The 14,829-nt window shown below is 69.3% G+C and carries 14 protein-coding genes and 1 pseudogene; 13 read left to right on the plus strand and 2 right to left on the minus strand.

Features of this window, described 5'->3' with window-relative positions:
• Positions 1-20 precede the first annotated feature (20 nt).
• Both P3H15_RS07590 and P3H15_RS07595 read right to left on the minus strand, forming a co-directional pair.
• Positions 21-644, minus strand: a complete 624-nt coding sequence (locus P3H15_RS07590; protein WP_219455683.1) for a response regulator transcription factor — start codon at positions 642-644, stop codon at positions 21-23.
• Positions 641-1,831 carry a sensor histidine kinase gene (locus P3H15_RS07595; RefSeq protein WP_276136656.1) on the minus strand — a complete coding sequence of 397 codons (1,191 nt, stop codon included), beginning with the start codon at positions 1,829-1,831 and terminating at the stop codon, positions 641-643. Before P3H15_RS07595 ends, P3H15_RS07590 begins: the two co-directional genes overlap by 4 nt.
• A 159-nt stretch (positions 1,832-1,990) precedes the next feature.
• On the opposite strand from P3H15_RS07595, the gene P3H15_RS07600 reads away from it, so the two are divergent.
• From P3H15_RS07600 to P3H15_RS07660, 13 genes and pseudogenes are all read left to right on the plus strand, one after another.
• Complete coding sequence (locus P3H15_RS07600) at positions 1,991-3,031, plus strand: ABC transporter permease (RefSeq protein WP_276136657.1); 1,041 nt, start codon at positions 1,991-1,993, stop codon at positions 3,029-3,031.
• Positions 3,028-3,693 (plus strand): ABC transporter ATP-binding protein, encoded by a 666-nt coding sequence (locus P3H15_RS07605; protein WP_276136658.1) that lies wholly within the window; start codon positions 3,028-3,030, stop codon positions 3,691-3,693. Before P3H15_RS07600 ends, P3H15_RS07605 begins: the two co-directional genes overlap by 4 nt.
• Positions 3,694-3,847: 154 nt before the next feature.
• A complete protein-coding gene (locus P3H15_RS07610) occupies positions 3,848-5,230 on the plus strand; it encodes an MFS transporter (protein WP_346348758.1) in 1,383 nt (460 codons plus the stop codon).
• Positions 5,227-6,735 (plus strand): aldehyde dehydrogenase, encoded by a 1,509-nt coding sequence (locus tag P3H15_RS07615; RefSeq protein WP_276136660.1) that lies wholly within the window; start codon positions 5,227-5,229, stop codon positions 6,733-6,735. The genes P3H15_RS07610 and P3H15_RS07615 overlap by 4 nt, the downstream gene beginning before the upstream one ends.
• A 167-nt stretch (positions 6,736-6,902) precedes the next feature.
• On the plus strand, positions 6,903-7,832 hold the full coding sequence (locus P3H15_RS07620) for a VOC family protein (protein ID WP_276136661.1): 930 nt from the start codon (positions 6,903-6,905) through the stop codon (positions 7,830-7,832).
• Positions 7,829-8,611, plus strand: coding sequence for an alpha/beta fold hydrolase (locus tag P3H15_RS07625; RefSeq protein WP_276136662.1), 783 nt, complete (start codon positions 7,829-7,831; stop codon positions 8,609-8,611). Before P3H15_RS07620 ends, P3H15_RS07625 begins: the two co-directional genes overlap by 4 nt.
• A 14-nt stretch (positions 8,612-8,625) precedes the next feature.
• Positions 8,626-9,132, plus strand: a complete 507-nt coding sequence (locus P3H15_RS07630) for a cupin domain-containing protein (RefSeq protein WP_072949171.1) — start codon at positions 8,626-8,628, stop codon at positions 9,130-9,132.
• A gap of 2 nt (positions 9,133-9,134) precedes the next feature.
• Positions 9,135-9,884: a 3-oxoacyl-ACP reductase family protein gene (locus tag P3H15_RS07635; protein WP_276136663.1), complete on the plus strand. Its 750-nt coding sequence runs from the start codon at positions 9,135-9,137 to the stop codon at positions 9,882-9,884.
• Between the two features lie 16 nt (positions 9,885-9,900).
• Positions 9,901-10,683: an SDR family oxidoreductase gene (locus P3H15_RS07640; RefSeq protein WP_276136664.1), complete on the plus strand. Its 783-nt coding sequence runs from the start codon at positions 9,901-9,903 to the stop codon at positions 10,681-10,683.
• Positions 10,676-12,325 (plus strand): thiamine pyrophosphate-binding protein, encoded by a 1,650-nt coding sequence (locus P3H15_RS07645; RefSeq protein ID WP_276136665.1) that lies wholly within the window; start codon positions 10,676-10,678, stop codon positions 12,323-12,325. Before P3H15_RS07640 ends, P3H15_RS07645 begins: the two co-directional genes overlap by 8 nt.
• On the plus strand, positions 12,322-13,440 hold the full coding sequence (locus P3H15_RS07650; RefSeq protein ID WP_276136666.1) for an FAD-dependent monooxygenase: 1,119 nt from the start codon (positions 12,322-12,324) through the stop codon (positions 13,438-13,440). Before P3H15_RS07645 ends, P3H15_RS07650 begins: the two co-directional genes overlap by 4 nt.
• 150 nt (positions 13,441-13,590) lie before the next feature.
• A pseudogene (locus tag P3H15_RS55485) lies at positions 13,591-13,762 on the plus strand (MBL fold metallo-hydrolase); the annotation flags it as partial.
• Between the two features lie 103 nt (positions 13,763-13,865).
• Entirely contained in the window at positions 13,866-14,825 is a 960-nt protein-coding gene (locus P3H15_RS07660; protein ID WP_276136668.1) for a PDR/VanB family oxidoreductase, read from the plus strand.
• Positions 14,826-14,829: the final 4 nt, after the last annotated feature.

Genomic DNA, 14,829 nt, shown 5'->3' on the forward strand with positions numbered 1-14,829 from the left:
GCGTCCGGACGCTTTGCCGCTCACCTGGGGAGGGTGCCCAGCTCGCGGGCGCGGGCGATTGCGGAGGTCCGAGACTTGACGCCGAGTTTGCCGAAGATGTGGACGAGATGGGACTTCACGGTCGTCTCGGAGAGGAACAGTTCCTTCCCGATCTCCCGATTGGACCGCCCCGCAGCCACCAACGTCAGCACCTGGATCTCCCGCGGGCTGAGGCTGGTGGCCGGTCGGCGGACGCGCGTCATCAGTTTCGACGCCACGGCCGGGGAGAGCACGCTGTCGCCGGCCGACGCGGCCCGGACGGCGGCGAGGAGTTCGGGCGGGGGCGTGTCCTTGAGGAGATACCCGGCGGCGCCGGCGGCGATCGCGTCGAGGATGTCCGCATCCGTGTCGTAGTTCGTGACGACCAGCACGTGCGGCGGATTCGGCAGAGACCGCAGGTTCCGGGTGGCGTCCACCCCCGACGTGCCGGCGCCGAACCGGAGGTCCATGAGCACGAGGTCGACCGGGGTCGTCGCGCACAACGCCACGGCGGCGTCGGCGGTGGCCGCCTCGCCGACCACCTCGATGTCGCCCTCGTGCTCGAGCAGGGCGCGCAGGCCCGCGCGCACGATCGCGTGGTCGTCGGCGAGCAGCAGTCGGATCATGCGCCGGCCTCGAGCGGGAACGACACCGCGACCGCGGTCAGTCCCGGTTCCGACTCCACCGACATCGACCCGTCGAGCAGCTCGACGCGACGGCGAATCGAATTCAGCCCGAACGCTTTCGACGGTTCACGATCGAGAAGTGTGACATCGAAGCCGATGCCGTCGTCGACGACGTCCAACCGGACCGCATCCTCGTAGTAGGTGAGCGTGACCGCCATCCGGGACGACTGCGCGTGCCGGACCACGTTCGACACCGCGCCCTGCGCGATCCGCACCAACGCCGCCTCGACGGGCATCGGCAACCGCACCGGATCCCCCACGACGACGGCAATCGTGTCGAAGGTGTCACTCCTCGCCTGTATGCAGATTCGCGCAAGAGCGTCCGCGAGCGACTGCCCGTCGAGGACGGCGGGTGTGAGATCGCCGATGAGCTGCCGGGTTTCGGCGAGGCTGTCGGCGGCGGTCTCCCGCGCCAACCGGATACGGTCCAGGGCGGGGTGGCCGGGGTCCGCGCGTTCCGCGGCGTGGAGCAGCATCTGAATGCTCGACAGATCCTGCGCGACGGTGTCGTGGATCTCGCGTGCGAGCCGCTCACGTTCGGCCAGGGAACCGGCGGCGCGTTCCTGCTCGGCGAGTTCGGCTCGGGTCCGGGTCAATTCGTCGATGAGGCGATCGCGTTCGACGGCCTCCCGGTACAACGCCCGGTAGCCGAGGCCGATCGCCACCGCGACGCACGCACCGATCACCGGACCGACGACACCCGCGACGCTCCAGCCGCGGTGCATTCCCGTGCCTGCCACCGCCACGACGGTCGCCGCCGCGACCGCCAGGACTCCCCATCGTCGCGGCAGCAGATGCAGGTACAGGAAGAACAGTCCGAACGCGAGATAGGCGGCGTCGGGGGCGAGGACCATCAGCGCTACCCACAGTGCCGTCAGCGCCGCGAGCCACCAACCCCCTCGCAGCCGTCGCGTCGCCCCCGCCGCGTACACCGCGAGAAACGCCACCGACAGCACCACGATCGCCGGCGCGTTCGGCACGTCCAGGAGGACGGCACGCAAGATCACGACTGCAGTGAGCGCCGCGGTCAGCGCATGCAGTCCGAGTTGGAGTCCCGCGAACACGGGAGTGAGAGGGGAGCGGTGCACCCCGTCCAGCTTATCGACGTGAGCGCTGCCGGCATCCATCGAAAGTCGGAACCCGCACCCGACCTTCGACCGCCGAGAATTCCATCCCACGTGCGATGGAACCGCGCCGCTCCGCGGGCACGGTGAGTTCGGAGGCCGTGAGCGCCGCCCCGGCCCGCATCGACTGCGGCGCCGGTCGTGATCCGGAGAGGACTATCTGTGTTCGTCGCATCGAGAGACCTGCGTGCCGCGCGTGGTCGCTTCGCGCTGATATCCGTCGTCGTGGTGCTGATTGCGCTGCTCGTCACGTTTCTCAGCGGTCTCACCGCCGGATTGCGCCACCAGAACGTGTCCGTCGTGGAACGTATCGACGCCCAGTCGGTGGTCTTCGCGGCCTCCGAGGACGGTCCCTCGTTCGACGAGTCCGCGCTGACGTCCGAGCAGGTGGCCGTCTGGCGGCGGAGTGCCGACTCGGTGCACCCGATCGGGGTGGGACGAGGCTCGGCGTCGGCAGCAGGAGGTGCGACGACGAGCGTGGCGCTTGTCGGCGCGGCCGGCGGCGTGGGCGACCGCGCACCGTCCGCGCCGGGAACCGTGATCGTCGGGGACGGCGCTGCGCGCTCGCTCGGGATATCCGCCGGCGACACGGTGACGATCGTCGGCCAGGCGTTCACCGTCGCCGCGGTGCGCGGCGACGACTGGTACGGCCACAGCCCGGCCGTGTGGATGACGCTCGCCGACTGGCAGCACGCGAACCCGCGCGGGGGCGAGGCGACGGTGCTCGCGGTGTCGGGCGGGGACGACGCCACGAACTCGCTCGCGGGGACGACCTCCCGAACCGTGGCCGACTCCTTCTCCGCCATCGGTTCCTACACCTCCGAGAACGGTTCACTGACGTTGATGACGGTGATGCTGTTCGCGATCTCCGCGCTGGTCATCGGAGCGTTCTTCACGGTCTGGACACTTCAGCGCACCCCCGACGTCGCGACGCTGAAGGCGCTCGGAGCGTCCACCGGGTCGCTCGTGCGGGATGCGCTCGGGCAGGCGCTCGTCGTCCTGCTCGCCGGCGTGGGTGCCGGTGTTGCGATGGCGGCCGTGGCCGGGTCGATGATCGGCGACGCGGTGCCGTTCGTGCTCGACGTCTCCACCACTGTCCTGCCCGCCGCCGCCCTCGTCGGGCTGGGCCTCCTCGGCGCCGCGTCTGCGCTCCGGTTCCTCTTCGCCACCGACCCCCTCAGCGCACTCGGGAGCACACGATGACCACATCCGCCCTCACCCTCGACGACGTCACCCTCACCTACCCGGACGGCGCCGGACGCGTCACCGCCCTCGACTCGGTGTCGCTGACCCTCGGCCGGGGTGAGATCGCCGCGATCACCGGTCCGTCCGGTTCCGGGAAGTCGACGCTCCTCGCGGTGGCGTCGACGCTGATCCGGCCCGACTCGGGCTCCGTCCGGCTGGGCACCACCGAACTCACCGCGCTCAGCCGGCGCGAGGCGTCCGCACTGCGCCGCGACCGGATCGGCATCGTGTTCCAGCAGTCCAACCTGGTGTCGTCGCTGACGGCCCTCGAACAACTCGAGGCCATGGTGCATCTCGGGCAGCGGTGGTTCGTGCCGCGGCGGGCGGGGCGCGAGAAGGCGCGCGACCTGCTCGACGCCGTCGGCCTCGCCGACCACGCCGGGAAGCGGCCGGCGCAGTTGTCGGGTGGGCAGCGGCAGCGGGTCAACCTCGCCCGGGCGCTGATGAACGATCCGTCTCTGCTGGTCGTCGACGAGCCGACCAGCGCGCTCGACCAGGAACGAGGCGCCGCCATCATGGATCTGATCCTCGGGGTCGTGCGAGAACGCGAGGTCGCGACGCTGCTGGTGACACACGACCGCACGCACCTGTGCAGAATGGATGCAGTCCACCACCTGTGAGTACTTGTTAACCACGGGCGGTTAATAAGTACTCACAGGTGTGAACAATATGTTTCGTCCAAAGTCAAGGGTTGACGTTTCTCATGTGCGTGAGATTACATCTTAGCGGTAAGCCTTTGAGGGATTAAGTAAATGCCTCGACCCGACCCTGAGGATGCTCATGACGACGGTATCGCCCGCCATGGCTGCCACAGCTGAGATGATCAGCGCCCGACTCGAACGCCTGCCGATGAGCAGGTGGCACATCAAGGCCCGCGTCATCGTCGGCGCCGTCACGTTCTTCGACGGCTTCGACCAGTTGATGATCGCGTACTCGCTCCCCGTCCTCACCCCGAAGTGGGGTCTGACCCCCGGCGACATCGCCTGGGTGATCGCCATCGGCGGCATCGGCATGCTCGTCGGCGCGCTCGCCGGCGGCTGGTTCGCCGACCGCGTCGGCCGGCTCAACGTCATCATCGCCTCCCTCGCGCTGTACGCCGTGATGAGCCTCGGCATGGCGTTCACCGACAGCCTGGAGCTCTTCCTCGTCTTCCGGTTCGTGCAGGGCATCGGCCTCGGCGCCGAGGTCCCGGTGGCCGCGAGCTACATCGGCGAGATCACCAAAGCCCACAAGCGCGGACGATTCGTGCTGCTCTACGAGGTGATCTTCCCGATCGGACTCGTCATGTCGGCGATCGTGTCGGCGTGGGTGGTCCCGAACTTCGGCTACAAGATCCTGTTCGCGCTCGGCGCCCTGCCCGTCGTGCTGCTGCCGCTGCTCTGGCGCCTGCCCGAGTCGCCGCGCTGGCTCGCGTCCCGCGGCCGCCACGAAGACGCCCACAACGCCATGACGCGCATCGAGAACGAGATCACCGGGAAATACGGCAAGACGCTCCCGGCCCCGCAGCCGTTGCCCGCCGTCGCCGTCGACGATCGCCAGGGCCGGTTCCGTGAAGCGTTCCAGGGCGTCTACCTGCGCCGCACGCTGATGCTCGCCGCGATCTGGGGCTGCGCCTACTTCGTCAACTACGGCATCGCGTCCTGGCTGCCGTCGCTCTACCACTCCGCCTTCGACGTCAGCGTCGACACCGCCCTGCACTACAGCATCGTCACCAGCGTCGCCGGCCTGATCGGCTGCGTCCTCGTCGCGTTCCTCATCGACAACCTGGGCCGCCGCATCTGCATCACCGCGTCGATGGTCCTGTGCTCGTCGTTGCTGTTCCTGCTCGCCGCCACCGGCGCCGACACCGCGACGAAGGTCCTCTTCTGGTCGGCCGGATCGGCCCTGTTCGTCTTCGCCGTCAACATGGCGCTCTACGTCTACACCGCCGAGCTGTACCCCACCCGGATGCGGGCCATCGGCTGCGCCATCGGCGGAGCCAGCGGACGCCTCGGCATCATCATCGGACCCCTCGCCGTCGGAGCGATCCTCGACGGCGGCGGCACCCTCACCGTCGTCTTCGGAATGTTCTCCGCCGTCGCCCTGATCGGTGCCCTCGTCGTCGGCTTCTTCGCCGTCGAAACCCGCGAGAAGACCCTCGAGGAGATCTCCCAGTGACCGTTCTCGACACCGCACCGCAGACACTGCCGTTCGTCCCGGTCGCCGACCGGATCCTCGTCGCCGGGCAGTGGCGGCAGGCGAGCGGCCCCGCCTTCGCCGTCACGGACCCGTCGAACGGCGAGACCCTGCAGGTGATCCACCAGGCCACCGCCGACGACGCCGACGAGGCGGTCCGGAAGGGCCGCGCCGCCGCCGACGACCCGGCGTGGCGCGCGCTGCTCCCACACCAGCGGGCCAAGTACCTGCACCGCATCGCCGACGCCATCGAGGCGAACACGTCCCGGCTCGCGCTGCTGCAGAGCTACAACACCGGCAAGACGGTCGCCGAGACCACCGCACTCGTCGGCAGCGCGGCGGGCACGTTCCGCTACTTCGCCGCCGCCCTCGAAACCGCCGACGACGACCTCACCACCCCGCGCGGCAACTTCCTGACGATGAGCGTTCTCGAACCCATTGGCGTGGTCGGCGCCATCGCACCGTGGAACTCGCCGGTGGCCAGCGACGCGCAGAAGATCGCCCCCGCCCTGGCGGCAGGCAACGCCGTCGTCCTCAAACCCGCCGAGTGGACGCCGCTGGTGTCGCTCGAACTGGCGCGGCTGATCGACGAATCGGGATTACCGAAGGGCCTGCTGTCGGTACTGCCGGGCAAGGGCTCGGTGGTCGGCGACGCCATCGTCACCCACCCCGGCGTCGGGAAGGTGACGTTCACCGGCGGCACCAACACCGGACGCTCCATTGCCCACGCGGCAGCCGACAAACTGATGCCCGTATCGCTGGAACTCGGCGGAAAGTCGCCGACCATCGTCCTCGACGACGCCGACCTCGACGCCGCCGTCAACGGCGTGATGTACGGGATCTTCTCGTCCACCGGGCAGAGCTGCATCGCCGGATCCCGCCTGTTCGTCGACCGCCGCATCTACGAAAAGTTCGTCGAGAAACTCGTGACCAAGACGACCCGGCTCCGGCTCGGACCCGGCCGCGACCCCGACACCCAGGTCGGGCCGATGGTCCACCGCAAGCACCGCGACAGCGTCGCTGCCTACGTGGACCTCGCTCGCGAAGAAGGCGGCCGAGTGCTGTGCGGCGGGGCGATCCCCGACGACGAGCGACTGCGCGACGGCGCCTACTACCTGCCGACGATCATCGACGGGCTGCCCAACAATTCCCGCACCTGTCAGGAGGAGATCTTCGGACCCGTCCTGGTGGTGCTGCCGTTCGACGGCGAAGCGGACCTCGTTGCGCAGGCCAATGATTCGGTGTTCGGGCTGGCATCCGGAATCTGGACCGGCGACTACCGCCGCGCCTGGAAACTCGCCCGCCGACTCCAGGCCGGCACCGTGTGGATCAACACCTACAAGCAGTTCAGCATCTCCACGCCGTTCGGCGGCGTCAAGGAGAGCGGACTCGGGGTGGAGAAGGGACGCAGCGGCATCGCCGCCTACTCCCGGCAGAAGAGCATCTACTGGGGCCTCGACGAGGAACCCAATCCGTGGGCTGATTGAGCGACCCGCTCGTGGCCCGATTGAGCGACCCGCTCGTGGCCCGATTGAGCGACCCGCTCGTGGGCTGATTGATGTAGTCGGTCGGGCAGAAAGAAATTTCCGTCACCTCTGTACGACCTATTACTTTAGCGCTAAGATATTGAGACCTAAGCAACTGGAGGCTTGCGATGAACCAACCCATAGCCCGGCTGCGGTGCCTGCGCTCCGTCGAACTGCGCACACAGGCCAGCCTCGAATCCACCGATTTCTACTCGGAGGTGTGGGGACTGCGCGTGGTCGAACAGGGCGCGGACGGTGCCTGGCTGCGGGGGACCGGTGAGCACCACCACGCGCTGCAACTCACGCAGGCCGAGCGGAACGGCCTCGGCCGAATCACGTTCGCCGTCGCCACGCCCGCCGAGGTCGACGAGGCCGCCCGCAGGCTCGAACTGCGCGGCGTCCCGATCGTCGCCGGCCCGGGGCCGGTCGACGACCTCGGCGGCGGCTACGGCGTGAGCCTCGTCGACCCCGAGGGTCGCGTCGTCGAACTGCTCGCCGACGCGCTCGCGGTCCCGAAGCTCGGCCGCGACGACGCCGTCCCCGTGGGCGTCACACACGTCGTCCTCAACACCGTCGACATCGATGCCGCCGTGAAGTTCTACTGCGACATCCTGGGCATGCGGGTCTCCGACTGGTCCGAGCACCAGATGGCGTTCCTGCGCTGCAACACCGACCATCACAGCATCGCGTTCAACCAGGCCGAGTGGACGTCGGTGAACCACGTCGCCTACGAGATGCCCACCGTGGACCACTTCATGCGGGGCATCGGCCGGTTGCGTCACCACGGCACCGTGCCGCTGTGGGGTCCCGGCAAGCACGGTCCCGGCGACAACACGTTCTCCTACTTCGCCGATCCGGCGGGGCTGGTGTGCGAGTACACGTCCGGCATCGCGCAGGTCGACGAGGACCGGTGGTTGTGCAAGGTGTGGCGCCGGGTTCCGGAACTGTCCGACCTGTGGGGCACCGCGGGCCCGCCGTCCCAGCAGGTCCGCGACCACATGGCCGGCGTCCCCGACCCCGGGGCGTTCGAGCGGTTCGACCTCGGGCGGGCGTCGTGACGCACGTCGTCGAATCCGGCTCCGGTCCCGCGCTGCTGATGCTGCACGGAATCGGCGGCAGCGCGGACAGTTTCGCGCCGCAGTTCGACGAACTCGCGGGGTCGCTGCGATTGCTGGCCTGGGACGCTCCCGGCTACGGTCGCAGTGAGGATCCCGGACGTCCGTTCGACCTCGACGACTACGCCGACGCCGCCGCCGACGTGATCCGCGACCGCTGCGGTGACGCGGGGGCGCACGTCCTCGGAATGTCATGGGGCGGCGTGATCGCCACCCGGCTGGCGTTGCGTCACCCCGGCCTCGTGCGGAGTCTGCTGCTCGGCAGTTCCACCATCGGCTCGGGGGCGGACGGCGAGGCTGCCGACCGGATGCGCGCCCGGGCCGCGACCCTCGAGAAGGAGGGCGCGGAAGCCTTTGCCGCCGAACGGGCCCCGCGACTGCTGTCCGGAACCGCCGATGACGAACTGGTGGCGAAGGCGACGGCAATCATGGCGTCGTCGATCCGGCTGCCCGGCTACGGGTACGCCGCCGAGTCGATGGCCGCCACCGACCACACCGCCGATCTGCCGAAGATCGACGTCCCCACCCTCGTCCTCGGCGGGGACGAGGACGGGGTGACCGGGGTTCCCGCGAGTCAGGTTCTCGCGGGGGGAATTCCGGGCGCCGTGTTCGTCACCATCCGCGGTGCCGGACACCTCGCGAACCAGGAACGACCGGACGCCTTCGACGCCTGGGTCGAATCCTTCATCCACATCACCGAACGCCTGCGCAACCACCTCTAGAGAAGGAGCACGACATGACACTCGAATACGGCACCGCCGATCTGAAGGAATTCACCGACTCGCTGATCCTCACCCGTGGCTCCCGCCACGAGGACTGGGACACCCTGGGCTTCCAGGCCAAGGCCGGCGACCAGTTCAAGCGCGCGCAGATCCGCTACGTCGGCTCCGGTGCGACCGGCAACCACGAGAACGACAACCGGACCATCGGCTCGCGCGGATTCACGTTCTCCAACATGCTCCTTCCTCCCGGCGCCGAGGGCCCGGAGCACACCCACCACGATGCGGAAGAGGCCTTCTTCGTCCTCGAGGGTGAGGTGGAGGTCGGCGTCCACCGCGACGGCCAGGTGGAGAAGCGCACCCTGGGCTACCGCGACATGATCGTCGTCCCCGCCGGCGTGCCCCGCAGCCTGAAGAACAACGGCGACAAGGACGCTCTGTTCTGCGTCATCATCGGCGCCCAGAAGCCCCAGATCCCGACGTACCCCGAGACGTCGGCCATGCACGGCGTCACCCGGGACTGACCGTGAGTCTCGACGGACGCAGCATCCTCGTCACCGGGGCGGGGCGGGGTCTCGGCCTCGCCCTGGCCCGCCGCCTCGGCGAGGACGGCGCCACCCTGTGGCTCGCCGACATCCGCGAGGACTGGGGCGAGGCCGCGGCGGAAAGCCTGCGCGCGGACGGCGTCAAGGCGCAGTTCGTGCGGGTCGACCTCCGCGACGCGGAGTCCGTCGACGCGATGGCGGCCACCGTCACCTCCGGTGGCTCGCTGTACGGCCTCGTCAACAACGCGGCCCTCGCGGACGGCGTGGGCGGCAAACCGATTCACGAACTCGACATCGACGAGTGGGACCGCGTGCTGGGCGTCAATCTTCGCGGCACGTTCCTCGTGAGCAGGGCGATCGTTCCCTCCATCATCGGGAACGGAGGCGGACGAGTCGTCACCATCGGCTCCGACGCCGCCCTGTACGGTTCGCCGCGACTCGCCCACTACATCGCGTCCAAGGGCGGCGTGGCCGCGCTGACCCGCGCCATGTCCCGCGACCTCGGTCCGCACGACATCACCGTCAACACCGTGTCGCCCGGTCTGACCGAAAGCGAATCGGCGCAGAAGGTTCCGGAGCACCGGCACGAGCTGTACCGCCTCAATAGGGCGCTCGAACGGCCGCAGCAGCCGTCGGACCTCGTCGGCGCCGTCGCGTTCCTGATGGGACCGGAGGCCTCGTACATCACCGGCCAGCAACTCGTCGTCAACGGCGGATTCGTCCTGCACTAGAGAAGGGGACCACGTCGTGGACCTGCAACTGAAAGACCGCACCCACCTGGTGACCGGCGGAAGCTCGGGAGTCGGGCTCGCCACCGTCGCAATGCTGCTCGAGGAGGGTGCCAACGTCGTCACCTGCGCGCGTGACCGCGACCGGCTCGACTCCGTGCTCGCGCCGCTGCCCGGCAGCGACCGCGTCCTCACCGCGTCCTGCGACGTCCGGGACCCGGCCGCGGTTGCCGCACTGGTCGACGCCGGGGTCGCCCGGTTCGGCGGGCTCGACGGTCTGGTCAACAACGCAGGCAAGTCCCGGATGGTCCCGCGCGGTGAGGCGACGCTCGACGACTGGCGCGACGAACTCGACCTCAAGTTCTCCAGCGTCCTCAACACGGTCGACGCGGCGCTGCCGGCGCTGCGCAAGTCCGACGCCGCGTCCATCGTCAACATCTCGGCGGTCCTCGCGCGTCAGCCCGAGCCGCGGCTGGTGACCACCAGCGCCGCCCGGGCCGGGTTGCTGAACCTCAGCAAGTCGCTGTCGCTGGAACTCGCGGCCGACGGCATCCGCGTCAACTCGGTATCGCTCGGCCTGGTCGACACCGGTCAGTGGCGCCGCCGCTACGAGGAATCCGGCACCGACGCCACCTTCGCCGAATGGGAGGCGGAGATCGCCCAGGACCGCGGGATCGGTCTCGGCCGGTTCGGCCGCGCCGACGAGGTGGCCGCCATGATCGTGACCCTGCTGTCCCCCCGCTCGTCCTACGTGACGGGCACCAGCCTCGACGTCTGCGGAGGCGTCGCGCGCTATGTCTGAGAGGAACACCATGTCGGTAGGAAACGGGGGCGACCTGCTCGTCCAGGTGCTGCGCGAAGCCGGTGTCGACACCGTCTTCGGCATCGTGAGCGTGCACAACCAGCCCTTGGTGCAGGCGGTCGCCAAGCATCTGCGGTTCGTGCCGGTCCGGCACGAGGCCACCGCGGTCAGCGCCGCCGACGGGTACGCCCGGGCCACCGGGGGACTCGGCTGCGCGCTCACGAGCACCGGCACCGGTGCCGGCAATGCGGCCGGGTCGCTGATCGAATCGCTCAGCGCCGGAACGTCGGTGCTGCACGTGACGGGCAACGTCGAGAGTCGCTACCTGGGCTCGGGTCGCGGATTCATCCACGAGACCAAGGATCAGCTGGGGATGCTGACGGCGACATCGAAGCACGCCGCCACCATCCTCGACACCGACAGTGCCGGAAAGGTGTTGCGGGAAGGCGTCACCGCCGCACTCGCCGCGCCCGGCGGGCCGTCGAGCATCGAATGGCCCATCGACCTCCAGTACGCGGAGCACGTCCTCGACGTGGTCGAGCCGGTCGTCGAGTCCCCGCGCACGCCGGACGCCGACGAGTTGGCCGTCGCCTTCGCGCTGCTGCGGTCCGCGCAGCGCCCGGTGATCTGGGCGGGCGGCGGTGTCGCCACGGCCGGTGCCGAGCTGACCGCACTGGTGGAGCAGTGGGGAGTTCCGTTGCTCACCAGCAACTCCGGACGCGGCGCCGTCCCGGAGGATCACCCGCTGTGCATCGGCAATTACGGCAACACCCCCGTCGGGCGGGAACTCCTCGCCGATGCCGACCTGCTGCTGTCGCTGGGCACCCACTTCCGGTCCAACGAGACCGGTGACTACTCCATGCCCGTCCCCGCCGTGCACGTGCAGATCGACCTCGACGCGGCCGCGATCGGACGTGTCTACCCGGCGCAGGCCGGCGTGACCGCCGACGTCGCGACGTTCCTGCGGTCGCTGTCCGAACTGGCCCCGGCCGACGCGTCGTGGACCGAACGCGCCTGGGCGACACGGGAACTGGTCCGCACTCGGCAGCGCGCCGGACTCGGCGACCACACCGTGCTGTGCGACGCCGTCCGCGCCGCGTTCCCGAAGGATTCCGTGATCGCCCGCGACGTCACCATCGCGTCGAGTTCCTGGGGCAACCGGCTGCTGCCGATGTTCGACCCCAGGTCCAACGTCTTCCCCCGCGGCGGCGGCATCGGGCAGGGCCTGGGCATGGCCATCGGTTCCGCACTGGCCGACGAGACCCGCCCCACCCTCGCCCTCGTCGGCGACGGCGGCCTGGCCGTCCACTTCGGCGAGATCCTCACCATGGCACAGGAGAAGCCGTGGCTGGTGCTGCTCGTGTTCAACGACGGCGGCTACGGCGTGCTGCGCAACATGCAGCAGGGCGGCGGCGAAGACACGTACGCCGTCGATCTCGTCACCCCCGATTTCCCCTTGCTGGCACAGTCGATCGGCGTGCCCTACCTGCGGATCGGCGGTGCCGCCGAGGCGCACAGCGTGCTCGCCGACGCCGTGTCCCGGCAGGCCCCGGTGATCGTCGAGGTCGATCTCGCCGCCTACGGCGACATGCCGGCACCGTTCACGCCGCCCGTGACGGTGCCCGGAAAGGGTGCACAGTGACCACGGTTGCCGTCTGCGGTGGTGGCATCGGCGGACTCGCCACGGCCATCGCCCTCCGCAAGTTCGGTCTCGACGTCACGGTCTACGAGCAGACGCGGCAGTTCGCCCGCGTCGGCGCCGACATCAACCTCACGCCCAACGCAGTCCGGGCGCTCGACGGACTCGGCGTCGGGCCGGCGATCCGCGACTCCGCCGCCCGGCCGCAATTCCGGATCAGCCGCACGTGGGACACGGGAGCCGAGACGTCCCGGCTGCCGATGGGCGACAGCGCGGAACAGCAGTACGGCGCACCGCAGTTGACGATGCACCGCGGCGATCTCATGACCGCGCTCGAGAACCGGCTGCCGTCGGGTGTTGTCGAAATGGGCCGCCGGGTCGCCGGCGTCGCGGACGGGCGCATCGAGTTCACCGACGGCAGTGCGGTTTCCGTGGACGTGATCGTCGGGGCCGACGGCATCCACTCCGCGGTCCGGACCGCGCTGCTCGGGCCGGATCAGCCGACGTTCACCGGCGTCGTCGCGTTCCGCGCGGTCGTCCCCACCGAACGCGTCGGCACCCTGCCGAACCTCGACTGCTTCACCAAGTGGTGGGGGCCGAATCCGTCGACGCAGATCGTCACGTTCCCCCTCAACCAGGGCAAGGACATCTTCGTCTTCGCCACCTGCGCGCAAGACGAATGGACCGAGGAATCGTGGACGACACCGGGTTCCGTCGCCGAACTGCGCGAGCTGTACCGCGACTTCCACCCGGAGGCGCGAGCCCTGCTCGACGCGTGTGACGACGTCCTGAAATCCGCCCTCTACGTTCGGGACCCGCTGGTGTCGTGGACCGACGGCCGGTCGGTGCTCCTCGGTGACGCCGCGCACCCGATGATGCCGTTCATGGCGCAGGGTGCAGGCATGGCGATCGAAGACGCCGTTGTCCTGTCCCGCTGCCTGAGCCTGTTCGACGACCCCGCGGTCGCGCTGCGGACCTACCAGGAGACCCGGCTCGAGCGGACCTCCCGCATCCAGCGGGGCTCCCGGTCCAACGAGTGGCTGAAGGTCGCGGGCAACGGTGACTGGGTCTACGAATACGACGCCTGGCACGTGCCGTTGAAGTTGGCCGCGGCCTGAACGGACGCATGATCGGCGCGACGCCGCCGGACGCCTACGGGTGTCCGGCGGCGTCGACGTCTATGTCGAGGCATCGTCGCCGTACCCGCGTGATCCTGCGCGCCGCCGCGGTCCCGAGAAGGCTGGACGTCACGACGCCGCGACGTGATCGACCTGTTCACCGCGTTCGGCCATCACCCCCACGACCACCGAGGAGGAGATCGTCGGACCGGCCATCGCGGCCGAGGACATGGGGAGCGCGACGTGCCTGACGCCGGCGCTCGGGCCCACGATCGAGGAGCGGATGGCGGCCGAGGCCGCGCGGTATCGCGAAGCCGAATAGCCGACCCGGAAATTTTCCCTCGACTGTGGCGCAGAATACATCTTAGTGCTAAATTATTGAGCACTAAGGAACTATGCCTTCGGGTCGAGCTTGGGAGTGAGCGATGACAACAGACGCAGACACCGTCCCCATGATGGTGCGTCAGATGCGGGTCGAGTCCTCGGGCGTCGTCTCGCTCCGCCTCGAACGGCAGGACGGCGGCACGGTCGACCGGTGGACGCCGGGCGCCCACCTGGACCTGCACCTGAACCGCGGGACGATCCGTCAGTACTCCCTCTGCGGAGACCCCGACGACAAGACCGGGTACCGCGTCGCGATCCTCCACGAGGTGAGCGGCCGAGGCGGTTCGCGGCACGTCCACGAGACGCTGCGGCCCGGCGACAGTCTGTCGGTGAGCGCACCCCGCAACAACTTCGAACTCCTGCCGTCACCGCGCTACGTGTTCATCGCCGGCGGCATCGGCATCACGCCGATCCTCGCGATGATCGGCGAGGCCGAACGCATGGGCGCCGAATGGGAACTGCACTACGGCGGCCGCGCCCGCTCGTCGATGGCGTTCCTCGACGAGCTGTCCCCGTACGGCGACCGTGTCCACGTCGTCACCGAGGAGGCCGACGGCATCCTCGACCTCGACGGCATCCTCGGCACCGCCCGCGCGGAGACGCTCGTCTACGCCTGCGGCCCCGAGGGTCTGCTCGGCGCGGTCGAGGGGTACGCCGGCTCCTGGCCGGACGGCGCGATCCGGCTCGAACGGTTCAAGGCCAAGGAGATCCCCGCCGACACCCTCGCCGGCGACCGTCCCGTCCGAGTGATCTGCGAACGATCCGGTATCTCCGCCACCGTCGCACCCGACCGGACCATCCTCGAAACCCTCGAGGAATCCGGCGTCGACGTCCCCAACTCCTGCCGCGAAGGCATCTGCGGGACCTGCGAAACCCGCGTCCTTGCCGGCACCCCCGACCACCGCGATTCCCTGCTCTCCAGCTCCGAGCAGGAGTCCGGCACCACCATCATGATCTGCGTTTCCCGCGCCCGCTCCGACGAGCTCGTGCTGGATCTCTAGAAGG

It is taken from the genome of Rhodococcus sp. T2V, assembly GCF_029269925.1.
In the GTDB taxonomy this organism is placed as follows: Bacteria; Actinomycetota; Actinomycetes; order Mycobacteriales; family Mycobacteriaceae; genus Rhodococcus_F; species Rhodococcus_F koreensis.